At 51.4% G+C, this 20886-nt stretch carries 23 protein-coding genes and 3 tRNA genes; 13 read left to right on the top strand and 13 right to left on the bottom strand.

Features of this window, described 5'->3' with window-relative positions:
- Window positions 1-50: 50 nt before the first annotated feature.
- The 6 genes from J1G48_RS19335 to J1G48_RS19310 are packed head-to-tail and all read left to right on the top strand — an operon-like array spanning window position 51 to window position 4679.
- Entirely contained in the window at window positions 51-473 is a 423-nt protein-coding gene (locus tag J1G48_RS19335) for a PTS sugar transporter subunit IIA (protein WP_000820693.1), read from the top strand.
- 14 nt (window positions 474-487) lie between these two features.
- Window positions 488-949: a PTS system mannose/fructose/N-acetylgalactosamine-transporter subunit IIB gene (locus tag J1G48_RS19330; protein ID WP_000634729.1), complete on the top strand. Its 462-nt coding sequence runs from the start codon at window positions 488-490 to the stop codon at window positions 947-949.
- 25 nt (window positions 950-974) lie between these two features.
- Window positions 975-1754: a PTS mannose/fructose/sorbose/N-acetylgalactosamine transporter subunit IIC gene (locus J1G48_RS19325; RefSeq protein WP_000228864.1), complete on the top strand. Its 780-nt coding sequence runs from the start codon at window positions 975-977 to the stop codon at window positions 1752-1754.
- Window positions 1732-2580 carry a PTS system mannose/fructose/sorbose family transporter subunit IID gene (locus J1G48_RS19320; protein WP_000178065.1) on the top strand — a complete coding sequence of 283 codons (849 nt, stop codon included), beginning with the start codon at window positions 1732-1734 and terminating at the stop codon, window positions 2578-2580. The genes J1G48_RS19325 and J1G48_RS19320 overlap by 23 nt, the downstream gene beginning before the upstream one ends.
- A 12-nt stretch (window positions 2581-2592) precedes the next feature.
- Window positions 2593-3651, top strand: coding sequence for an SIS domain-containing protein (locus J1G48_RS19315; protein WP_000075420.1), 1059 nt, complete (start codon window positions 2593-2595; stop codon window positions 3649-3651).
- Window positions 3652-3668: 17 nt separating this feature from the next.
- Window positions 3669-4679, top strand: a complete 1011-nt coding sequence (locus J1G48_RS19310; RefSeq protein ID WP_000900307.1) for an SIS domain-containing protein — start codon at window positions 3669-3671, stop codon at window positions 4677-4679.
- Window positions 4680-4812: 133 nt separating this feature from the next.
- Here J1G48_RS19310 and opgB read toward each other — a convergent pair whose 3' ends face one another.
- The 6 genes from opgB to J1G48_RS19280 all read right to left on the bottom strand — a co-directional run bounded on the left by opgB (window position 4813) and on the right by J1G48_RS19280 (window position 10518).
- Window positions 4813-7104 carry a phosphatidylglycerol--membrane-oligosaccharide glycerophosphotransferase gene (gene opgB / locus J1G48_RS19305; protein WP_001292722.1) on the bottom strand — a complete coding sequence of 764 codons (2292 nt, stop codon included), beginning with the start codon at window positions 7102-7104 and terminating at the stop codon, window positions 4813-4815.
- 282 nt (window positions 7105-7386) lie between these two features.
- The gene (locus J1G48_RS19300) at window positions 7387-7848 is read right to left on the bottom strand and encodes a DUF2501 domain-containing protein (RefSeq protein WP_001090314.1); all 462 of its coding nucleotides are present in this window, start codon (window positions 7846-7848) and stop codon (window positions 7387-7389) included.
- A 57-nt stretch (window positions 7849-7905) separates the two neighbouring features.
- On the bottom strand, window positions 7906-8643 hold the full coding sequence (gene dnaC / locus J1G48_RS19295) for a DNA replication protein DnaC (RefSeq protein ID WP_000799921.1): 738 nt from the start codon (window positions 8641-8643) through the stop codon (window positions 7906-7908).
- A 2-nt stretch (window positions 8644-8645) separates the two neighbouring features.
- Window positions 8646-9185 carry a primosomal protein DnaT gene (dnaT, locus tag J1G48_RS19290; protein WP_000098573.1) on the bottom strand — a complete coding sequence of 180 codons (540 nt, stop codon included), beginning with the start codon at window positions 9183-9185 and terminating at the stop codon, window positions 8646-8648.
- A gap of 92 nt (window positions 9186-9277) precedes the next feature.
- Window positions 9278-9751, bottom strand: a complete 474-nt coding sequence (locus J1G48_RS19285) for a threonine/serine exporter (RefSeq protein ID WP_000511329.1) — start codon at window positions 9749-9751, stop codon at window positions 9278-9280.
- On the bottom strand, window positions 9742-10518 hold the full coding sequence (locus J1G48_RS19280; protein ID WP_001674846.1) for a threonine/serine exporter ThrE family protein: 777 nt from the start codon (window positions 10516-10518) through the stop codon (window positions 9742-9744). The genes J1G48_RS19285 and J1G48_RS19280 overlap by 10 nt, the downstream gene beginning before the upstream one ends.
- Before the next feature lie 712 nt (window positions 10519-11230).
- Between J1G48_RS19280 and J1G48_RS19275 the strand changes: the two genes are divergently transcribed.
- A complete protein-coding gene (locus J1G48_RS19275; protein ID WP_000936669.1) occupies window positions 11231-11956 on the top strand; it encodes a response regulator transcription factor in 726 nt (241 codons plus the stop codon).
- Window positions 11917-12591 carry a DNA-binding transcriptional activator BglJ gene (gene bglJ, locus J1G48_RS19270; protein WP_000431553.1) on the top strand — a complete coding sequence of 225 codons (675 nt, stop codon included), beginning with the start codon at window positions 11917-11919 and terminating at the stop codon, window positions 12589-12591. Before J1G48_RS19275 ends, bglJ begins: the two co-directional genes overlap by 40 nt.
- A gap of 50 nt (window positions 12592-12641) precedes the next feature.
- Here the strand turns inward: bglJ and J1G48_RS19265 are convergent, their stop codons facing one another.
- From J1G48_RS19265 to J1G48_RS19255, 3 genes are all read right to left on the bottom strand, one after another.
- On the bottom strand, window positions 12642-13100 hold the full coding sequence (locus tag J1G48_RS19265; RefSeq protein ID WP_000058276.1) for a YbaK/EbsC family protein: 459 nt from the start codon (window positions 13098-13100) through the stop codon (window positions 12642-12644).
- Window positions 13101-13258: 158 nt separating this feature from the next.
- On the bottom strand, window positions 13259-14047 hold the full coding sequence (gene fhuF / locus J1G48_RS19260; protein ID WP_000331543.1) for a siderophore-iron reductase FhuF: 789 nt from the start codon (window positions 14045-14047) through the stop codon (window positions 13259-13261).
- Window positions 14048-14167: 120 nt separating this feature from the next.
- On the bottom strand, window positions 14168-15232 hold the full coding sequence (locus J1G48_RS19255; RefSeq protein WP_000211206.1) for a GGDEF domain-containing protein: 1065 nt from the start codon (window positions 15230-15232) through the stop codon (window positions 14168-14170).
- Between the two features lie 250 nt (window positions 15233-15482).
- Here J1G48_RS19255 and J1G48_RS19250 point away from each other — a divergent pair, with 250 nt between their 5' ends.
- Window positions 15483-15719: a DUF1435 domain-containing protein gene (locus J1G48_RS19250; protein ID WP_001679893.1), complete on the top strand. Its 237-nt coding sequence runs from the start codon at window positions 15483-15485 to the stop codon at window positions 15717-15719.
- A 31-nt stretch (window positions 15720-15750) separates the two neighbouring features.
- On the opposite strand, the gene J1G48_RS19245 is transcribed toward J1G48_RS19250, so the two are convergent.
- The 4 genes from J1G48_RS19245 to rsmC form a co-directional block, all read right to left on the bottom strand.
- Window positions 15751-15837, bottom strand: a tRNA-Leu gene (locus J1G48_RS19245).
- A 31-nt stretch (window positions 15838-15868) separates the two neighbouring features.
- Window positions 15869-15955, bottom strand: a tRNA-Leu gene (locus J1G48_RS19240).
- Window positions 15956-15982: 27 nt separating this feature from the next.
- Window positions 15983-16069, bottom strand: a tRNA-Leu gene (locus J1G48_RS19235).
- Window positions 16070-16259: 190 nt separating this feature from the next.
- The gene (rsmC, locus tag J1G48_RS19230; protein WP_001272276.1) at window positions 16260-17288 is read right to left on the bottom strand and encodes a 16S rRNA (guanine(1207)-N(2))-methyltransferase RsmC; all 1029 of its coding nucleotides are present in this window, start codon (window positions 17286-17288) and stop codon (window positions 16260-16262) included.
- 102 nt (window positions 17289-17390) lie between these two features.
- Here rsmC and J1G48_RS19225 point away from each other — a divergent pair, with 102 nt between their 5' ends.
- The 4 genes from J1G48_RS19225 to prfC all read left to right on the top strand — a co-directional run bounded on the left by J1G48_RS19225 (window position 17391) and on the right by prfC (window position 20599).
- On the top strand, window positions 17391-17828 hold the full coding sequence (locus tag J1G48_RS19225) for a DNA polymerase III subunit psi (protein ID WP_000203996.1): 438 nt from the start codon (window positions 17391-17393) through the stop codon (window positions 17826-17828).
- On the top strand, window positions 17773-18219 hold the full coding sequence (gene rimI / locus J1G48_RS19220; RefSeq protein ID WP_001092431.1) for a ribosomal protein S18-alanine N-acetyltransferase: 447 nt from the start codon (window positions 17773-17775) through the stop codon (window positions 18217-18219). The genes J1G48_RS19225 and rimI overlap by 56 nt, the downstream gene beginning before the upstream one ends.
- A 21-nt stretch (window positions 18220-18240) precedes the next feature.
- Window positions 18241-18918 (top strand): pyrimidine 5'-nucleotidase, encoded by a 678-nt coding sequence (gene yjjG, locus J1G48_RS19215; protein WP_000870686.1) that lies wholly within the window; start codon window positions 18241-18243, stop codon window positions 18916-18918.
- Window positions 18919-19009: 91 nt separating this feature from the next.
- Window positions 19010-20599: a peptide chain release factor 3 gene (gene prfC, locus J1G48_RS19210; RefSeq protein WP_000175965.1), complete on the top strand. Its 1590-nt coding sequence runs from the start codon at window positions 19010-19012 to the stop codon at window positions 20597-20599.
- Window positions 20600-20886: the final 287 nt, after the last annotated feature.

Raw genomic sequence — 20886 nt, 5'->3', positions numbered from 1 at the left:
CACGCCGCTTGCTCTCTTTTATCACAGTGGAATGTGTTTTAGAGGTCAGGATGAAGAGACATTATATTTTCGCCAGCCACGGCACGCTGGCCAGCGGAGTTTTAAACTCCGTGGAGCTGATTTTAGGCAAACGGTCAAATGTCTGGACGCTGTGCGCTTACGTTGAAGAGAGCGTGGATTTAAGCCAGCAGGTAGATACGCTAATTGCCCGGATCCCGCCGGAAGATGAAATTATTGCGCTGACCGATATTTTTGCCGGCAGCGTGAATAACGAATTTGTCCGTTATTTATCACGGGAAAATTTTCATCTGCTGGCAGGGATTAACCTGCCGCTGGTTATCGATCTCTTTATGTCGGAAAACGATGGCAATACCACGCATACCATAATGACGGCGTTAGCGGATTCAAAAGAAAATATTCAGTACTGCAATCAAACTATCACCAGCGCCATGCAAAGCGATAAAGATTTTTAAGGGGAGGAAGCGTCATGATTGTTTTTTTACGGGTGGATCATCGTTTATTACATGGACAGGTCGCCTTTTCCTGGACGCAGTACGTTGGCGCAGACTGTATTTTAATTGCCAACGACAGCGTACCTAATGATGACCTGCGTAAAACCACCATTAAGATGGCGAAGCCGCCCGCGGTGAAGCTGGTTATTAAAAATATTGCCGATTCAATTGAAGCGATAAAAAGCGGCGTTACCGATAAATATAAACTTTTTATTGTTGTTGAATCCGTGGCGGATGCGTACCGGCTGGCGCGCGAATTACCCGACATTAAAAGTATTAATTTAGGCGGCACGAAGGTACGTGAAGGGAGCCAGAATATTGCTAAAGCCATCAATCTGTTAGCGGATGAAATGACTCAACTTCGGGAGCTGGCGGCTGGCGGAGTAGAGATAGAAATTCGGCTGGTGCCTAACGATCGTAAACAACTTTTTGCCTGAGCGGATACCCTCCTGAGGACATATTATGGTAGAGGCGCTTTTACTTGGACTGGTGGCGTTTATCGCCCAGTCTGAATATGCATTAGGGACGTCGCTGATTTCCAGACCTATCGTGACCGGACTTTTAACCGGACTGGTGCTGGGCGACATGGAAACCGGAATTGTGATGGGCGCGACGCTGGAGTTGGCGTTTATCGGTTCCTTTTCGGTGGGCGCGTCGCTGCCCCCGGATGTGGTCACTGGCGGTATTTTAGGTGTGGCCTTTGCGATTAATTCCGGCGCTGGGGCGGAAACCGCGCTGTTATTAGGTTTGCCTATCGCGACACTGGCGTTAATTGTGAAAAATATCTATAACGGAATGTTTATTCCGTTGCTCTGTCATAAAGCCGATGCTTACGCTGAGGTGGGGGATACCCGGGGCATTGAGCGTATGCATTTAATCTCCGGCATTGGGCTGTCGCTGATGCTGGGGATTATCGTCACGGTCTCTTATTTAGCGGGCGTGAATATGGTTAAAGGTTTTCTGGATGCCATTCCAGAATTTATTAAACATGGATTAAGCGTTGCCACCGGTATTATTCCCGCGCTGGGTTTTGCCATGCTGGCGCGCTTATTAATTAATAAAAAGGTCGCCCCCTATTTTTTCCTCGGTTTTGTTTTAATGGCGTATTTAAAAATTCCGGTGACGGGTATTGCGATTCTCGGCGCGATCGTCGCCGTCGTGATGGTCAATATACCGAAATTTGCGGCCTCGCAACCGGCACCTGCGCAAGGAGCGTCTCATGACGATGAAGATGATTTCTGATAAAGACCGCCAGCAGGCGGAAACCACTGGTCTGGTCACCGCGCGTGATTTACGCCGCGTCTTCTGGCGGTCATTCCAGATGGAGTTTTCCTGGAACTATGAACGACAAATGAACCTGGCGTTCGTCTATACGCTCATTCCGGTATTAAAGAAACTGTATAGCCGAAAAGAAGATCTTGCCGAAGCGCTAAAACGCCATCTGGCTTTCTTTAATACCACTCCGCACATTGTGACGTTGATCCTCGGTATTACCGTGGCGATGGAGGAGAAAAATAGCCAGCAGAAAGAGATGGACGCCAGTTCTATCGATAACGTCAAAGCGTCGTTAATGGGGCCGCTGGCGGGTATTGGCGACTCTTTTTTCTGGGGAACATTGCGTCTTATCGCCACTGGCATCGGTACCAGTCTGGCGCTGAAAGGCAATATTCTGGGGCCGATTTTATTTCTGCTGGTGTTTAACGTACCGCATATTCTGGCCCGCTGGTTCTTTACCCGCTGGGGCTATGTGCTGGGAACCGGCGTACTGCAACGCATTCAGCAAAGCGGAATGATGGAAAGCCTAACCTATGGCGCCTCGATTATCGGTCTGATGGTGGTTGGCGCGATGACAGCCTCCATGATTGATATCACCATTCCCATTACGTTTGGTACGGGAGAGGCGAAAACCCATGTTCAGGACATTATTAACGACATCATGCCTTGTCTGCTGCCGTTAATTAGCTTCGCCATTGTGTACTGGCTTTTAGGGAAAAAAGTGAAACCGTTAACCATCATTGGCGGTATTGCGCTGGTGGGAATTTTCGGTTCCTGGATAGGGTTATTTTAAGAGGGATACACAATGTCACCAACCATGCTGACCTATATTAACGAAGAGTCTGACGTCCTGGCGAATATTATTCGCTGCCATCGCCAGTCGCTGGAAGAAGTATCGCGGTTCGCCAGCCAAAAAACGTTACGACGAATACTGATATTAGCCACCGGATCGTCATTGAATGCCGCCTTTTGCGCCCGTTATTTCTTTGAGCGCTGCGGTATCTCTATCGATATTAAAGAGCCGTACACCTTTAGCCAGTATGAGAATAGCGATCCGCAAGCCGATATGGTTATTGCTATTTCCCAGAGCGGGAAAAGCGCTTCTACCCTGGAGGCGATGCGTAAAGTTCAGGCGCAGGGACGTCCGGTATTCGCTCTGACCGCCGATCCGCAAAGCCCTCTTGGCAAGGCCAGTGATTATCCACTGGATATTCTGACCGGGATTGAGTCCGTCGGCTTTGTTACCCGTGGATTTAGCGCGACGGTACTGAATCTGTTGCTTATCGCGTTGTTAGTTGCCCGTCAGCAGCAGCTGACGGAATCGCAGGTCGAGGAGTATGTGGCGCAGCTTCAACGCATCGCGGCAACCCTGCCGTTGGTTATCGTGCGTACGGAAGCGTTTATTCACCAGCACCAGGCCGTTTTACGAAACGGGACGCGTTTTGTGGCGACAGGCTACGGCGCGCTGGTTGGGGTGGCAAAAGAGTTGGAAACTAAATTTACCGAGACGGTGCGTGTTCCCTCAAGCGGGTTTGAGCTGGAAGCCTATATGCACGGCCCGTATCTGGAAGCCAATGCGGAACACGTGATGTTCTTCTTTGAGGACCGGCCCGACGCGCGCTCCAGGGCGCTACGGGAGTATATGACGCCTGCGGTCGCCAAAACCTTTACTCTCACGCTGGCGAAGGCGGCGCAGGATGACCAGACGCTTGCGCTGGATGTAGCGGTTGATCACCATTTCTCGCCATTACTGTTGATTGTGCCGGTACAACTCATGGCGTTTCATATCGCCTCACTGAAAGGCATCGACCTTTCGGTACGCATTTTTGACGATTTCGATCGCGTTTTAAAAAGTAAAATCTGAACAATCAGGAGAAAAATATGTTGGGTTTTAATCAGGACGAGTACCTGACGAGTGCTCGTGAGATCATCGCTGCGCGCCAGAAGGCAGAACAGGTTGCTGACGAGATTTATCAGGCCGGGTTCAGTTCTTTATTTTTCGCCTCTGTTGGCGGTTCACTGGCGCCAATGATGGCAATTAATGAATTTGCCAAAGAATTAACAACGTTGCCGGTTTATGTTGAGCAGGCGGCAGAATTAATTCATAAAGGAAATAAGCGGCTGAATAAAGACTCTGTGGTTATTACGCTGTCTAAATCCGGCGATACCAAAGAATCGGTGGCGATCGCCGAGTGGTGTAAAGCACAGGGAATACGCGTAGTCGCTATTACCAAAAATGCGGACTCTCCGCTGGCGCAGGCGGCGACATGGCATATTCCGATGCGTCACAAAAATGGCGTGGAATATGAATATATGTTGCTGTACTGGCTGTTTTTCCGCGTGCTGTCGCGCAATAACGAATTCGCCAGTTACGATCGCTTCGCCAGCCAACTGGAAATTCTGCCGGCGAATCTGCTGAAAGCGAAACAAAAATTTGATCCGCAGGCGGACGCTATCGCCAGCCGTTATCATAACAGCGATTATATGATGTGGGTCGGCGGCGCGGAGATGTGGGGCGAGGTCTATCTGTTCTCCATGTGTATCTTGGAAGAGATGCAGTGGAAGCGCACGCGCCCCGTCAGCTCTGCGGAATTTTTCCACGGCGCTCTGGAGCTGCTGGAAAAAGACGTTCCGCTCATTCTGGTGAAAGGGGAAGGGAAATGCCGCGCGCTGGATGAACGCGTTGAGCGTTTTGCCAGTAAAATTACCGATAACCTGGTGGTGATTGATCCGAAAGCGTATGCGCTGGACGGCATTGATGATGAGTTCCGCTGGATCATGGCGCCCTGCGTCGTCTCGACACTGCTGGTTGATCGGCTGGCGGCGCACTTCGAGAAATATACCGGCCACAGTCTGGATATTCGTCGCTACTACCGTCAGTTCGATTATTAACAGAAAGGGGCGTGTAGCATATACAGTGCCTGATGGCGCTTCGCTTATCAGGCCTGTGCGCCAGTTTATTGATAAAGATGATGTGTAGGCCGGGTAAGGCGCAGCCGCCACCCGGCATATATGACATTCTCTTTTAACTTTCAACATTCACCACTTTGATCTCCACCATGCCAATCCCCAATTTGCGCGGCGAATGGCCCAAAATATTACCTTCGTTGGTGGAGACGGGAGCGGGCGGCGCAATGACTAAGGTATTCGCGTCCGTCGGGTTGTTGAAATGCAGCGTGATAGTGGACACATCGTGACCCAGCACCAGCGTCTGTTCTTCGTTGCCTACGCGTACCGGAATCGGCCGATTCGCGTTGTCGCCGAAGGCTTTGGCGGTGATCACCAGATCAAACTTTTTCGGCAGCGGCGCTTTATATTCGATTTTAACCTCATCGCCCAACTGCGCATTTGACCAGCGCCCCCAGGACTCCGGCCGGGAAATGCCGCTAAACTGTTTCACCTCTTCCGGCGCGCCCGCGACGTTAAAGATAAAACTGTCGGCTTTGTAGCGAATGTCGTTATCAACAATCTTCAGTGTATCGACATTGCCCTGGTAACGCGTCACGTCGATGACCGTCTCTTTAAACGCCGTCTTGCCTTTCCACTGCGCTTTATCGACATGCTGTACGGTTTGCTGCCCGCCAAGCTGCCCCTGCGAGACGCACCAGTCGGTAGAGAGCGCCAGCGCCGGCGCCCATAGCTGCGCCATTTTGTAGCAGCGATCGATCCAAACGAAATTATCGCGCGGGGCGAAGTCGGCCAACTGGAACCGTAGCGGAGCGGAGTATTCACTTTCCGGTAACGGCTCGACGCGCTTATCCGATACGCGCAGTAGTAACGGCAGGCGGAAGTGGCTCCCGGAAAACGCGATCATGTTTTTGTCCCGATCGACGGTAAAATCTTTTATCTCTTTCGGGAAATTCCACAGGCGAATGATATCCGGCTTCATCGCCAGCACTTTCTCTTTTACATTCAGGAACACTTCCGACAGCGACTGCCCGGAAAGGCTGCTACGTCCCAGACCGATAAAATTATCGCCGCCGAGAATATCCAGCACCGTTGCGCCGTTGTCCATCGTGTTGCGTTTGACCGCCAGCGTCTCCTGCTGTGGTTTATCGCCGCGCAGAATGAAAAACAGATTGTTGCGATCTTGCTTATTCAGGTATTTCCAGGCCGTATTATTCATCGCCAGATGGTCGGAAGAGACGACGATAACGGTATCTTTAAACCACGGTGACGCTTTGATTTTGTTGATAAACTCGGCGATGTTTTCCTGGCTGCAACTTACGGCGCTAAAGGACTGGTTGGGCTTACCGTCGTAATCGTAGCGTTTGCGGTTGCAGGTCCGCGAGATAAAACCGTCCGGGTGATGGGTATCTACGGTCAGAGTAAACAGCGAAAAGCGCTGGCCTGAGCGGGAAAGCGCTTCAAATTTCTTCCATGCCTCATCAAGCACCGTATCGTCGTAGAAGCCCCAGTCGTTACGATAAGACGGGTCCGCCACCACCGTTTTTAGCTCTTCAGCGCCGTACAGATGATCAAATCCGTGTGATTTCAGGAACACGTCTTTCCCGGCAAAACGCAGGTTAGCGCCCTGCACGAAATAGTTCTGGTAGCCGGAGTTTTTCAGAATATCGCCGAGGCAGATATTCTGCGGGAAGAAGCTGGAAACCGACGCGGACGCATTGCCCTCAAACGGCGCAAACAGCGGAATACCACACTGGGAAGCCACCATCCCGGCGATGGTGTAATCCGTTCCCGGCAGTTGCATGGTATGGCTGAAATCCAGCCCCTCATTTTTCAGCGCGCCCAACTCTGGCGTGAGATTGGGGAACGCGTCATTATCAAAATAGGTCCGTTCCAGGCTCTCGCCGTAGATATAGACCAGATTGAGCTTCGGATTAGGAATGGTTTTTGCTGGTTCTTTATAATAAACGGCAAAATCCGGATCGCCATCGCGCATTTGTGATTTTACCAGTTCGGTAATCTGGCGAAACGCCGGGCTGGCGTCGACCGAACCCAACGCCAGCAGTAACGCCAGCAGGCTGTAACCGACATGATGAGGATGGTGACGGCGGCGGCGTAGTACCCATCCCAGCGCGCCGAATACCGCCACTAACGCCAGGGCAATGCCGATTCCCGGCAGAATATATTTGCCGACTCCCGCTCCCGTCAGACTATTCGTGAGCGTATAAAGCACTGCGTCGTTGATCCCGTCGCCGGTAAAATAGTCGCTGGCATACAGGGTAATATTCAGAATGACAAAAAGTCCCAGCACCGTGAGAGTGGCGGCAAACCACCAGGTGTTACGGCCCGCCTTCCAGGCATATATCAGCACAGAGGCGAGAAACAGAGCGACAGAGAGCAACTCGGACAACTGACGATCCTCAATAAACCAGGCTTATCGCTGGCAGGAAAAAATTTCTAACAATGTAATAGCGATGTCACATTGCTGCAATTCTAATAACTTTACACGGCGCTGTTATTTAGAATGAGTTTAGAAAGTTGGTTTTTTGATCGGCATCACTTCCTGCCATAGCGGTTAATAACAGGAAAAGACGAAGAGAAAAATCGGGTTAATGCCGTGTTGGCGGGTAAAGGGCCAAAACACGGCTTTTATCAGGGCGTCCCGGCGTGGCGCACGGTCAGAAAAACGCAGTCAGGAGAGGAAATTCAGCCCTTGCTGCAATACCAGATCGCAAGCTTTGGTTTTCACCTTTTCCGCCAGCGGCGTACTGCCGATATTATTGAGGTTCAACTGCTGGCCGTCCTTCGTCTTGAGCAACCCTTGCAGGCCGTTCAGGTAGTTAGTGTCCTGCTCCTGCTGTGTGGTATCCAACCCCAACTTGTTCAGAATCTGATTTTTAACGTTTTCCACGTTGGTAGCGGACGCCAGTTTCTGTTTGGCGCAGTACTGCAAAATACCGGCGGCATTATTCATATTATCGGCGCTGAGCGACTGGGCACCTCTGCTGAGCAGACCGGTTAGCGCAGAAAGCGACATCCCGCCCTGCTGTGCGTTCGCGCCCTGAGCGCTTAGCTGACTGGCGGCAATACCGCTGGTGGAAATCAGTACGCTGGCGATCGCCGCGCAGCACAGAACATGTTTCGCTGTATTCATGGTAATCACCTGTGTTATGCCAGCCAGGCGTCGTATCGCCCTGGAGCACGTTGCAATTTAATACTCTTTACCCGTCACCCGGCTGCGGTAACTGTCCCAGGTAAAATTAACCCATAAACTGTTGCCGAGACGCATACGGTCCATGACGCGTTCGCCAAGCATTTTCGTCATCTCTTCCATATTGCTGTTCGTCAACATGCCGGTGGGACGTTTTGACGAGGAACGACGATCGACAATTTGATTGATGATCACTTTTTCATAGCGGGATTCGGTCTGCACGCCGATCTCGTCGATCACCAGCAGATCAACGTTACTCAGATCGTTAAGCAACTGCTCTTCGCTGGTTTCCCGATTGCTGAACGTGTCTTTCATCGCTGACATAATATCCGCTACGGTGATAATCAGTACCGACTTTCCGCGCAGCAGCAGCTCGTTACAAATAGCCGCGGCGAGATGGTTTTTACCGGTTCCAGGCTTGCCGGAAAAGACAAAGCTGGCGATATTGCCGTCAAACTCATCAACGTACTGTCGGGCTTTGCTTAACGCGTTCATTTGTCCGTCGCACTCAACCCGATAGTTATCAAACGAGCAGTTCTGATGCAGCGGTCGAATGCCGGAACGGTTAAAGGTGCGCTGCATTTTCATCGCCCGATTTTCCCGCGCCAGCGCCGCCGCCCCGATCTCGCCTTGCTCTTTCTGCCACGCCAGCAGTTCTTCGCCCGTTTTAAACGCCGGTGTAATATGCGCAGGCATCATTTTTTGTAGACGCTGCATCAGGTCGCCAACATTTTTCATCGTTACCCCCTAAAACCTGGTGGAATATGATTGTCAGGTTCGCTGACGCTATTGATGTCGCGCTGCGGCATTCCGCCATTGCTGGAACGGCTGATTTGCACGCTGCGCGCCAGCTTTTGCTGCCACTGGATATGGTGAAAAACCTTACCTTCCGCCTGCCAGTAGGCGATAAACGCCGCCAGCTCTTCTGCGGTGACCGGCTCCCGAAGCGCCACGCCCCAAAGGGCAGCCTGACGCTGAAAATCCGCATCCGGTTGCCAGGCGGGATACATGGCGAATTTTCCGCAGGGAATCGCAACGGGGGCGGCTTCGGGTTCTTCGTAAAATTGTGCGTCTAACGCCACATCGCTTCCCGGACGTGATAACTTTTCTTCAAGCGCCAGCAGTTCAGCCATGCGTGCAGGCGTCACGGCATAAAAGGCAGGCGCATTATTAGCGAATACCGCCACTGCGCCGCCCGTTGACTTCGCCAGCACAGCATGATGATCGTGTAAAAGGGCGTCAATACCGATGACGTCCGACGTTAAAATTCTGGAAGACATAATGTTTCTCAATATGGAACAACAACCGAGAAGGGCGACTGTTTTTATAGTACCACACAGACCTGTAAGAACAGCAGGAGGCGTTCTACCATTCACACGCGGGGGCGTTTGCGGTACAGCCATAATCCCGGTACAGAGAGGCCAATTGAGAGCGCGCCAACAATGGAAGAGGCTTTCAGAAAATTGGTCAGCAGCGTAATCATCATCGGTTCGCTATAGCCCAGATGGCTAATTTTTACTGCGGAAATCATCGCGGTATAGGCGGAAATCCCCGGAAACATCGGGATCACGGCCGCGACGGTAAACACTTTAGGGTGAGCGAGATACCAGCGTGACCACTGAATACCAATACTGCCGACCAGCAGCGAAGCCATAAACGTCGACCATTCGATATTAAAGCCAGCGCTCATCATTAGCATACGCGAGCCATGACCCAGCGCCCCCAGTAGCGCGCACCACGGAAGCGCCCGGTGGGGAACATTAAAGACCATCGCAAACCCGACGGCGGGGATCGCAGACAAGATCATGTCCTGCATTAGCGCCAGTAAAAAGTCGATTATACCCATCCTCGTAGCCCCCATACTGTCATTGACATCACTACGCCCACACAGGTGGCTAGTGTCAACAGGCTGGCGATAGCCCAGCGCGCCAGCCCGGTATTAATATGTCCTTTAAACATATCTGCGACGGAATTAATCAGCGGAAAGCCCGGCACCAGTAGCAGTACGCTTGCCGCCATGGCGATAGTGGGCGTCTGGCTAAAGGCGGGAAGAGTGAGCATCAGCCCGGAAATCGTGGTAGCGACAAAGGCGGTAATGCAAAAATTGATCTGCGGATGTAAATGCCGCTGCGCCAGCATCTGACGGATATACATGGCTATCATACTGGCGAAAAAGGTGATAACCGCGCCATCCCAGCCGCCATTATTCAGCTTACAAAAGCAGGAGCAGGAAAGACCGACCATAAACGCCACCAGCCAGCGCGGATAACGCAGCGGGCGGAGCTGGCTAAAGCGTTTTTCCACGCCTTTGTAATCCAGCAGACGATGTTCCGCGAGGATAACGATATGCTGAACCTCCGTGACGACGTGCATATTAATGCCGCGATCCTGGTTTTTACGTGTCGATGTCAGACATTGTCCGTCTTTAATGGTCGTCAGGACAATGGCGTTAGAGGAGATCGCGCTTTCGACGCTATCCATACCGAGCGCCAAACCGAGGCGGGTGGAAAGCTCATCAACCAGTGCGCTTTCCGCCCCGTGCTGCAATAAAAACAGCCCGCATTGAATACATAACCGTGTTACTGCTCGTTGAATTGATTGCTCTTCTTGCATGACTCGTCCTGTCCAAAAAGACATTCTATGCGCCGCCACTATGACAGAGGCTTCCTTTTTAACACGAAGCGCAGGCATGATGGCGTTGGTTAAGATCAATTTCTTGTTGATAAAAACGTCAGCCGCCAGACGCAACGCATAAGCTTCTTGAGACGTGCGCTTCGTCACAGGCAGGATATCCTTATGGGCGACGGTTCTCGTATGTCCGTTTCCAGAATAGAGGCATTATGCCAGCCTGGCCGCTCATTTTTGAATCAATGATGTGGTGAATTTTATCAACGATATGCATTAATGGTTTAACCACAATGGCGTGAGCAGCGGGCGTAAAATTAGGCATGACTTAGTGTAATTCGCAGATATTACATGGGTTTTATGGATTGTAGACAGTATTGTTGGGCTTTTGTTTTAGGACTTAGCAATATGAATAAAGAGCGAACTCATATTTTAAATTTATTAATATGATGAGTTTTCGTTAGAATTACTAATGTGCAAATTTAGTTAATTTAATTGTCTTGCTTCTGGTTTTATGAGTAACTATGCGATAGTGATTTCATGTTTTTGTGCTATGTGGATTGTAGCGCAATCAATGTTAGATATTTAAAAATAAAACAAGGATAATTAATCCACTCGGTCTATATTTCTTTGCGCTCATTGTTAATAGTGTTTTTATTAATGGGGCAATGAAAGGGGGCGGCGTGGGTGCGGAGGAATTATGCTGCCAGGATGCTGCAAAAATGGACTTATTATCAGTAAAACCCCTCTTATACAGGAAGGCCTTAAAGGGGTTATAACAGGTAATTTCCCCGATTATAAACTGGCGTATTGCCGTACGATAGAAGAGCTAACGCTGCTACAGCTACGCCGAAGTAATTTAGTTATTGCTGATTTAGCAGTTAACAATGCCTCTCCCCGCGCTATCTGCGAATATTTTTATAGCTTACTCTCGCAATATCGCGACATACATTGGGTATTTCTGGTTCCTAAATCCTGCTATCCACATGCAGTTGATCTCCTGATGGGCCCCGTCAGCACCTTGCTTTCAGACGAAGAGCCAATCGAGAATCTTATTAGCGTTATCCATGCGGGAAACGCTCGCTCAGAAAGAATAAGCAAAACATTATTATCGCCTCAGGTACCGTCTGAAATTCAGCAGTCCCACGACAGGCCGATTGTCCTTACGCTGTCTGAACGAAAAGTATTACGCCTTTTAGGAAAAGGGTGGGGCATTAACCAAATTGCGGCGTTACTTAAAAAAAGTAATAAAACAATTAGCGCCCAAAAAAATAGCGCCATGCGACGCTTATCAATACACAGTAATGCAGAGATGTATGCATGGATAAACAGTTCTCAGGGAGCCAGAGAATTGAACCTACCTTCGGTATATGGAGAAACCATGGAATGGAAAACAGAATCAGCAAGAGAAATGTTGCGCTCGTAGAAAAATGCGTGATGAGCACCATTGGTATTAAAGGGCTATTTGATGCAATGCCGGATTGCCGACATACGCTTCATATTTTTTCAAAACCATCCACGTTTTATAAGGCTGCGCTAAAGACGCCGTTTTCTGCCGTTATTTTTTCTCTTTCTGCGTTAAGAACTGAACGCCGGACAGGATTATCCAGTCTGACGGAACTGGCGATAAATTATCCCCATATGCGGCGTCTGGTGATTGCCGATGATGATGCTGAAGCCCGCTTAATCAGCGCGCTATCCCCGCTGCCGCTGGATGGGGTCATCAGCAAAGCGTCGCCGTTGGATGTTTTACAGGATGCCTTATTTACATCGCTTAATAGCGCCCGGCGGACAACGGAGCGTACAGACAATCTTTGGGAACTTCACCAGAATTGTATGCTTAGTCCAACCGAGCGGGAGATTCTGCGTTTCATGTCGAACGGCTACTCAATGCCGCAAATTGCCGTCCAGTTAGAACGTAACATTAAGACTATCCGGGCGCATAAGTTTAATGTGATGTCCAAGCTGGGCGTGAGTTCTGATGCCGGGTTACTCGATGCGGCGGATATTCTGTTATATCTGCGCGCCGGAGATGCTACCGCGCTCCAGCATCGGGTATAGCCCGCGCCGGATGCGCCGTGCTTGTTCGGGGAATCCGGGGGCCAGGCACGTTATTGGCACACGTCTACCCAGGTCGCCGATGTCAGTTCAGCCATTCTTTCCGGCGTGATGCGTACCGCGCTGTGCGTGGCGCCTGCGGCAGGCAATACTTCGTTATACCCCTTCAGAGAGATGTCGCAATAAACGGGCAGCGGGTGCTCCAGCCCGAAAGGACATACGCCGCCGACAGGATGTCCGGTTGCATTGACCACTTCATCGCTGCTCAACATACGGGCTTTTGCGCCGAAAGTGGTTTTAAGCTTCTTATTATCCAGGCGGGCATCGCCTTTCGCGACCACCAGGATAATGGTGTCTTTTACTTTAAGCGAGAGCGTTTTAGCTATCTGCCCTGGCTCTACGTTGTGCGCTTTGGCTGCCAGCTCGACAGTCGCTGTACTTTGATTTAATTCGATAATTTCAATATCGGGAGCATGATCGGCCAGAAATTGCCGTACAGATTGCAGACTCATTCTTCTCTCCTGAGACCTTACTACCTTACTAATAGCCACGGTAGACCCAAAAATGGCAAAACGTAATTTGGCATACGGAGAGCGCCGCTGTAAATATAATAATGTGACAGGCCAGCAGCAGTAAGCCGTGACGATAACTGAAGGCAACGTAACGCGGTTTACTTTAGCGTGCAGTCGCCGCACTGTTGTACGTCAGGTAAGCGGTAACGTTGGCAGCAGGTTCTGCGTACCAGAAGACCGTCGCGCATTACGACGGTCCGCCACAGCGGGTTATCCTGACCGTCGGATAGCTGCTTTTCAAAAAAACAGCGCTGGCGTAGCGTTGCCAGCAGGGCTTCGCCAAGCAGCGGTTTCATCTCAGTCAGATACCAGTTGATTAAATAACCGGTATTGCTCCAGATAAGTTTCGCGTTGATGTAGCCAGTCGCCTCCAGCGCCTGAATGACCGGCTGTAGTGCGGAGACTATTAGCGTTTCCATTCGTTCTTCCGGGGAACGCTCCGTTGCCAGGTTATCCTGATGCACATCAAGCCAGAAACACGCGGCGCGCCCGGTTTCATGAAATTCAACGTGAATATGTTCTGCCGAGACATTGATAGCGCGCGCTTGCGTCAGTAATGCCAGCATCAGCGGCGGCGCCATCAGCCCGATATACCATTGCGCCCACAGGGAGAGTAACGGCTTATTTTCACGTGGCAGGCCTGGCGTGTGTCGATAGATGTGATCGGAATAGGCGGCCAGCAATGAACGAAACGTCGCGGGGCGCGTCCACTGGGCAAGAGTCATCGCCGTTGGCGGCGGCGTTTCATCCAGCCGGATGAAGTCCAACAGGTGCTTACGGGTAGAGGCGATCGTCTCGCGTACTGCGTCCGCCAGCGAGGCGTCTTCCGGCTGGGGAGCAGCTCGCCAGATAATATCGTCAGCAATCGGTGCGGAACGGTAGGCCATAGCGCAGTTTAATGATGTTAATCTAAATGATAATGATTGCTAATCCTATCGATAGCGATAAACGATGGCAAGCGGTTTATGGTTAACGCTGTTGGCGTAGCACGATTACGTCAGCAGGATTCATAGGGCGCGCATGTCGTCGCTGACCAGAATGTGGTTACGTCCAAGATGCTTGGCTTCGTAGAGCGCTTTATCCGCTTTTTCGATAGCGTCTCCGATATTGCGATCCGTCAGGGGCGCAATGCCGATACTGACAGTGACATTGGTGGCGACGCTTTCGTTAAACATATGCGGGATTTTAAGATCGTATACTTCCTGTCGGATACGTTCTGCGGTAGCGCGGGCTTGCTGTGGTTCGGCGGTGGTCAGCAACACCAGAAATTCTTCCCCGCCAAAACGGCAGACGACATCGCGCGATCGCACGGCGTCCCGAATTGCCGCTGAGACGCGGATTAACGCCTGATCGCCCATCATATGACCGTAGTGATCGTTATACGCTTTGAAATGATCGATATCCAATAGCAGGACGTAGTGTTCATGGCTGCCCGGCGCCTGTAACGTATCCAGCCGATTTTGCAGGCCACGGCGGTTATATAAGCCGGTTAATGGATCAAGCATGCTCAGGCCATTGAGGGTTTCCCGCTCGGCCAGCAGCTTAAACATGAGCTGTTGGGCAAAGTTATCGTAGCGTTTCTGGATAACATGTTGAATAGCGATTCCCACCATTGGCAGGGCCAGCAAATAGAGAATTCGCAAACCTTGTTCATTATCGTTCAGCCACAGGCAGACCGCGACTGGCGGTAGCGAATAGAGCGTAAACGCGACGATATTCGCGGCAAAGGCTATCGAGCCGATAAACAGAACGCTAAGCAGGGAAATCAGTAAAAAAGAGAAATCATAATGGCCTAACGCCGGATACTTTAGCGCAATATGCGCCGCCCATATTCCCCCAAAGAGTAGGGAGATAAAGGGGAGATTAATTCTTTTTTGTCCATATTTCCCATGCCATATCAACAGTAATACGCTCAGGACCACTATCCCGATCATTGGCGTGCAAAATACATTGATCTGATAAAGGGGGAAAACGAGAGTAAATAGCGCCGACACGGCGTTGAGAAACAAGAAAAGACGTAAAGAAAACTGATACTTCTTAATACGAAGCGACCGCCAGGATGGTGTTGTCATGGGTAATTGTCGTTATTTATCGGTGATATACACGGAATCGGGCGCCAACATGAAAATAACGTATGAGAAAAGGTCGCCTAAAGCGAGGTGTTGTTGTTTTTACGTTAACAGTCGGACAATTTATCACCTTACTGAATACGTGTCATCAACCGTTAAGTAAAACTCATCTCTTTAGCTTTCACTCTGGCTGACAAATGAGAAAATATATCATATGATATTGGTTATCATTATCAATTCCAGAGGTGAAACCATGTTGCAGCGGACGTTAGGCAGCGGATGGGGCGTATTATTGCCTGGAGTGATTATCGTTGGACTGGCGTTTATCGGCCTGTCAGCTGATGCGCTGAAGCTGTTGATTGTATCAGGATTGCTACTGTCTGCGCTGATGTTGTATCACAAACAATTACGGCATTTTGTACTGCTGCCATCGTGTATAGCGCTTATTGGCGGCATGATGTTGGCAATGACGAACTGGAATCAGGGATGAAAATGAAGAGACAAAGGAAGGATAAGATAATTGGTGCGAGGGGGGGGACTTGAACCCCCACGTCCGTAAGGACACTAACACCTGAAGCTAGCGCGTCTACCAATTCCGCCACCTTCGCACAGTTATCTTACTTTTTGATATCGCCTCGTTGGTGCGAGGGGGGGGACTTGAACCCCCACGTCCGTAAGAACACTAACACCTGAAGCTAGCGCGTCTACCAATTCCGCCACCTTCGCCCAGTGCGAGCAATATCAACGTGGTTTTGGTGCGAGGGGGGGGACTTGAACCCCCACGTCCGTAAGGACACTAACACCTGAAGCTAGCGCGTCTACCAATTCCGCCACCTTCGCATACCATCGATTCTTGAAAAGAATCACTACCACGGAGGCGCATTCTAGTGGTTTTCAGCTATTCGTCAATAGTTAATTGCATGGGATAGATTGATTGCTGCAAAAATGGGCGCGAGACGTAGGTTGGATAAGACGCTTTGCGTCGCCATCCGGCACATGCAACCAGATGGCGCTGCGCTTATCAGGCCAACTATTTCTTCGCCTGACGGGTCATCACGGTACGATAAACCTTAAAGCGCCCGGTTTGCGCGATGACTTCATGGAAGCCAAAAGTCTCATCCAGAATCTTAGGATAGGGCAGAAAGGCGTTCGCCACGATGCGTAACTCCCCGCCGCTGTTCAGATGGCGCACTGCGCCGCGAATGAGCGTTTGCGCCGCATCGAGGCTGGTTTGCATTCCGTCGTGGAACGGCGGGTTGGAGATGATCATGTCAAAACGTCCTTTGACTTCCGAAAAGACGTTGCTGGCGAATACCTCGCCTTCAAGACCATTAGCGGCAAGCGTGGCGCGGCTGGCTTCCACCGCCGGAGCGCTGACGTCACACAGCGTCAGGCGCACTTTCGGCGAATGGCTGGCCAGCGCGGCGGAAAGCACGCCAGCGCCGCAGCCGACATCCAGCACTTTACCTTTGGTGTGCGGCGTCAGCGTAGACAGCAGCAGTTGGCTACCAACATCCAGTCCGTCGCGGCTGAATACGCCCGGCAACGTTTTGATGGTCAGCCCGTCGATGTTGTACTCGGCCCACCAGGATTCAAGACTAAACTGCGGCTGCTTTTCCAGACGGCCATGGTAAAGGCCGCAACGTCGCGCGCTATCTACTTTGTTCAGCGGCGCATAGTCCGCCAGCATCGGTTCGGCGCTACGCACGCCGCTGCGGTTTTCTCCCACGACGAAAACATCGACGCCCGACGGCATCAGCGACAAAATATTCATCAACTGGAACTGCGCTTCGGGTTTATTTTTCGGCCAGTAGTAGATCAGCGTATCGCAGTCGGCGACATCGCTGGCTTGCGCGACCAGGCTAAAACGGACGTTATCGCCCATCTGGCGGCTTAATACCTGCCAGTGGTGAAACTGTTGCGTATGCGCGCGGCTGGCGGCGCATTCAAAGCGCGCGGGCAGGTCATCCTGCAAATCTCCGGCAAAAAGAATACGGCTTTGTTCGAAATCATCACTGTGGCGCAGCAAGACTTCACTTGCCGGGGTAAAAGCAGACATGGAATGCTCCTTAATTCAGACTGGCGGCGATTATAGTAGTTTGATGGCGGAGATTCGACAGATTTGCTATATTTGCGCCCCTGATTACAGGAGCGTTTCGCTATGACATCCCGACGAGACTGGCAGTTACAGCAACTGGGTATTACGCAGTGGGCGCTGCGACGTCCTGGCGCGCTACAGGGCGAGATTGCGATTTCCCTTCCCGCGCACGTTCGTCTGATCGTGGTTGCAGAGGAATTACCCGCGCTGAACGAGCCGCTAATGCGCGATATTTTACGCGCGTTGACCGTGAGTCCCGATCAGGTTTTACCCCTGGCGCCTGAGCGCGTCGCCATGCTGCCGCAGGGCAGCCGTTGTAATAGCTGGCGGTTAGGAACTGACGCGCCGCTCCAACTCGAAGGCGCTCAGGTCACGACGCCGGCGTTTAATGAACTCCGGGCAAACCCGGCGGCACGCGCCGCACTATGGCAACAAATCTGCGAACATGAACACGATTTCTATCCTCAGCACGACCGATCTCCCCGCAGCCTGGCAGATTGAGCAACGCGCTCATGCGTTTCCGTGGAGCGAAAAAACGTTTTTCGGCAACCTGGGTGAACGGTATCTCAACCTTAAGCTGACCGCTGATGACAGAATGGCCGCGTTTGCCATTACACAGGTGGTGCTGGACGAAGCGACGCTGTTCAATATTGCCGTCGATCCGGATTTTCAGCGTCGGGGGCTGGGGCGTATGCTGCTTGAGCATCTGATTGATGAACTGGAAAAACGTGGGGTTGTAACGCTATGGCTGGAGGTACGCGCCTCTAACGCTGCCGCCATCGCGCTGTATGAAAGTCTGGGGTTTAACGAGGCGACGATTCGCCGCAATTACTATCCCACGGCACAAGGGCATGAGGACGCCATCATCATGGCGTTACCGATAAGCATGTAATAAAAGAGGCAAGGTGTAATGATGAAGTGGGACTGGATTTTCTTTGATGCCGATGAAACGCTGTTTACGTTTGATTCTTTCACCGGCTTACAGCGGATGTTCCTTGACTATAGCGTCACCTTTACCGCTGAGGATTTCCAGGATTACCAGGCCGTGAATAAGCCGCTATGGGTAGATTATCAGAACGGCGCGATTACCTCATTACAATTGCAGCACGCGCGTTTTCAAAGTTGGGCTGAACGGCTAAACGTTGCGCCGGGGCTGCTGAATGACGCTTTTATTAGTGCGATGGCGGAGATCTGTTCTCCTTTGCCGGGCGCCGTTTCGCTACTTAATGCGATTCGCGGGCAGGCTAAAATCGGTATTATTACTAACGGTTTTACCGCGCTACAACAAACTCGTCTGGAGCGCACCGGGCTGCGCGAGTATTTCGATCTGCTGGTGATTTCCGAGCAGGTTGGCGTCGCGAAGCCCGATCCGAAAATCTTTAACTACGCCCTGGAGCAGGCGGGGAATCCTGACCGCTCGCGCGTATTAATGGTTGGCGATACCGCGGAATCCGATATTCTTGGCGGCATTAACGCCGGGCTGTCGACCTGCTGGCTTAACGCGCATCATCGCGAGCAGCCCGCGGGTATTCATCCAACCTGGACTGTGGCGTCATTAAGCGAACTGGAGCAGCTCCTGTGTAAACACTGATTGCCTCCCCCAGGTTGATGGGTAAAATAGCCGCATTTTTCGTATTCAACATGCGTGGTCAAACGCCGCGCTTACTCAAGAAGATTTGACTATGACGTTGTCTCCTTATTTGCAAGAGGTGGCCAAACGCCGCACTTTTGCCATTATTTCTCACCCGGACGCCGGTAAAACCACCATTACCGAAAAAGTGTTGCTGTTCGGACAGGCGATTCAGACCGCCGGTACGGTAAAAGGCCGTGGCTCCAGCCAACATGCAAAATCTGACTGGATGGAGATGGAAAAACAGCGTGGTATCTCCATCACCACCTCGGTGATGCAGTTCCCATATCACGACTGTCTGGTGAACCTGCTGGACACCCCGGGGCACGAAGACTTCTCCGAAGATACCTACCGTACCCTGACGGCGGTGGACTGCTGTCTGATGGTGATCGACGCCGCAAAAGGCGTTGAAGACAGGACTCGTAAGCTGATGGAAGTTACCCGTCTGCGCGATACGCCGATCCTGACCTTTATGAACAAACTCGACCGTGACATCCGCGACCCGATGGAGCTGCTGGATGAAGTGGAAAATGAGCTGAAAATCGGCTGCGCGCCGATCACCTGGCCGATTGGCTGCGGCAAGCTGTTTAAGGGCGTTTATCACCTTTATAAAGATGAAACTTATCTGTATCAGACCGGTAAGGGCCACACCATTCAGGAAGTGCGCATCGTTAAAGGGCTGAATAACCCGGATCTGGACGCCGCCGTCGGTGAAGACCTGGCGCAACAGCTGCGCGACGAGCTGGAACTGGTGCAGGGCGCGTCTAACGAGTTTGATGAAGAGCTGTTCCTGGCAGGGGAAATTACCCCGGTATTTTTCGGTACCGCGCTGGGTAACTTTGGCGTTGACCATATGCTGGATGGTTTAGTGGCGTGGGCGCCCGCGCCGATGCCGCGTCAAACCGATACCCGCACAGTGGAAGCCTCGGAAGAGAAATTCACCGGTTTTGTCTTTAAAATTCAGGCCAATATGGACCCGAAACACCGCGACCGCGTGGCGTTTATGCGCGTGGTTTCCGGTAAGTATGAGAAGGGCATGAAGTTACGCCAGGTCCGTACCGGCAAAGATGTGGTGATTTCCGACGCGTTAACATTTATGGCGGGCGATCGTTCGCACGTTGAAGAAGCGTACCCGGGCGATATTTTGGGTCTGCATAACCACGGCACCATTCAGATCGGCGATACCTTCACCCAGGGCGAGATGATGAAGTTTACCGGTATCCCGAACTTTGCGCCGGAACTGTTCCGTCGTATTCGCCTGAAAGATCCGCTCAAGCAGAAGCAGCTACTGAAAGGGCTGGTGCAGCTTTCTGAAGAGGGGGCGGTTCAGGTATTCCGTCCCATCTCCAACAACGATCTGATTGTCGGCGCCGTGGGCGTTTTGCAGTTTGACGTTGTTGTCGCGCGCCTGAAAAGCGAATACAACGTTGAGGCGATTTATGAATCCGTCAACGTGGCGACGGCGCGCTGGGTGGAAAGCGCCGATGCGAAGAAATTCGAAGAGTTTAAGCGTAAGAATGAAACGCAGCTGGCGCTGGATGGCGGCGACAACCTCACCTATATCGCCCCCACGATGGTTAACCTGAACCTGACCCAGGAACGTTACCCTGACGTTCAGTTCCGTAAAACGCGCGAACACTGATCCCTTTCCGGGCGCGGCATCCGCCGCGCCTTCGTACTTTCCCTGCCTTTTTAACCGCTTACGGAATGTTCTTAAATCCCGCGTTTTTTCTCCGATCTGCCTGTTTTTTATACGCACCGACAAGCGATTTTAAAATTGTGATCTATATTTAACAAAGTGATGACATAAATGTCGGCTTTAATGCCTGTTCAATGCGTGAATATGAGAGCTTAAAGCTGAGATTTGTTTCAGTCACGATATTAATAACTGAAACGGAAGGGTGGCAGGCGACGCGTCGTTACAAATTC

Source organism: Salmonella sp. SAL-020 (genome assembly GCF_017372215.1).
In the GTDB taxonomy this organism is placed as follows: Bacteria; Pseudomonadota; Gammaproteobacteria; order Enterobacterales; family Enterobacteriaceae; genus Salmonella; species Salmonella enterica.
The sequence above is the reverse complement of the archived record's forward strand: the minus strand, read 5'-3'. Positions and strand labels throughout refer to the sequence as shown.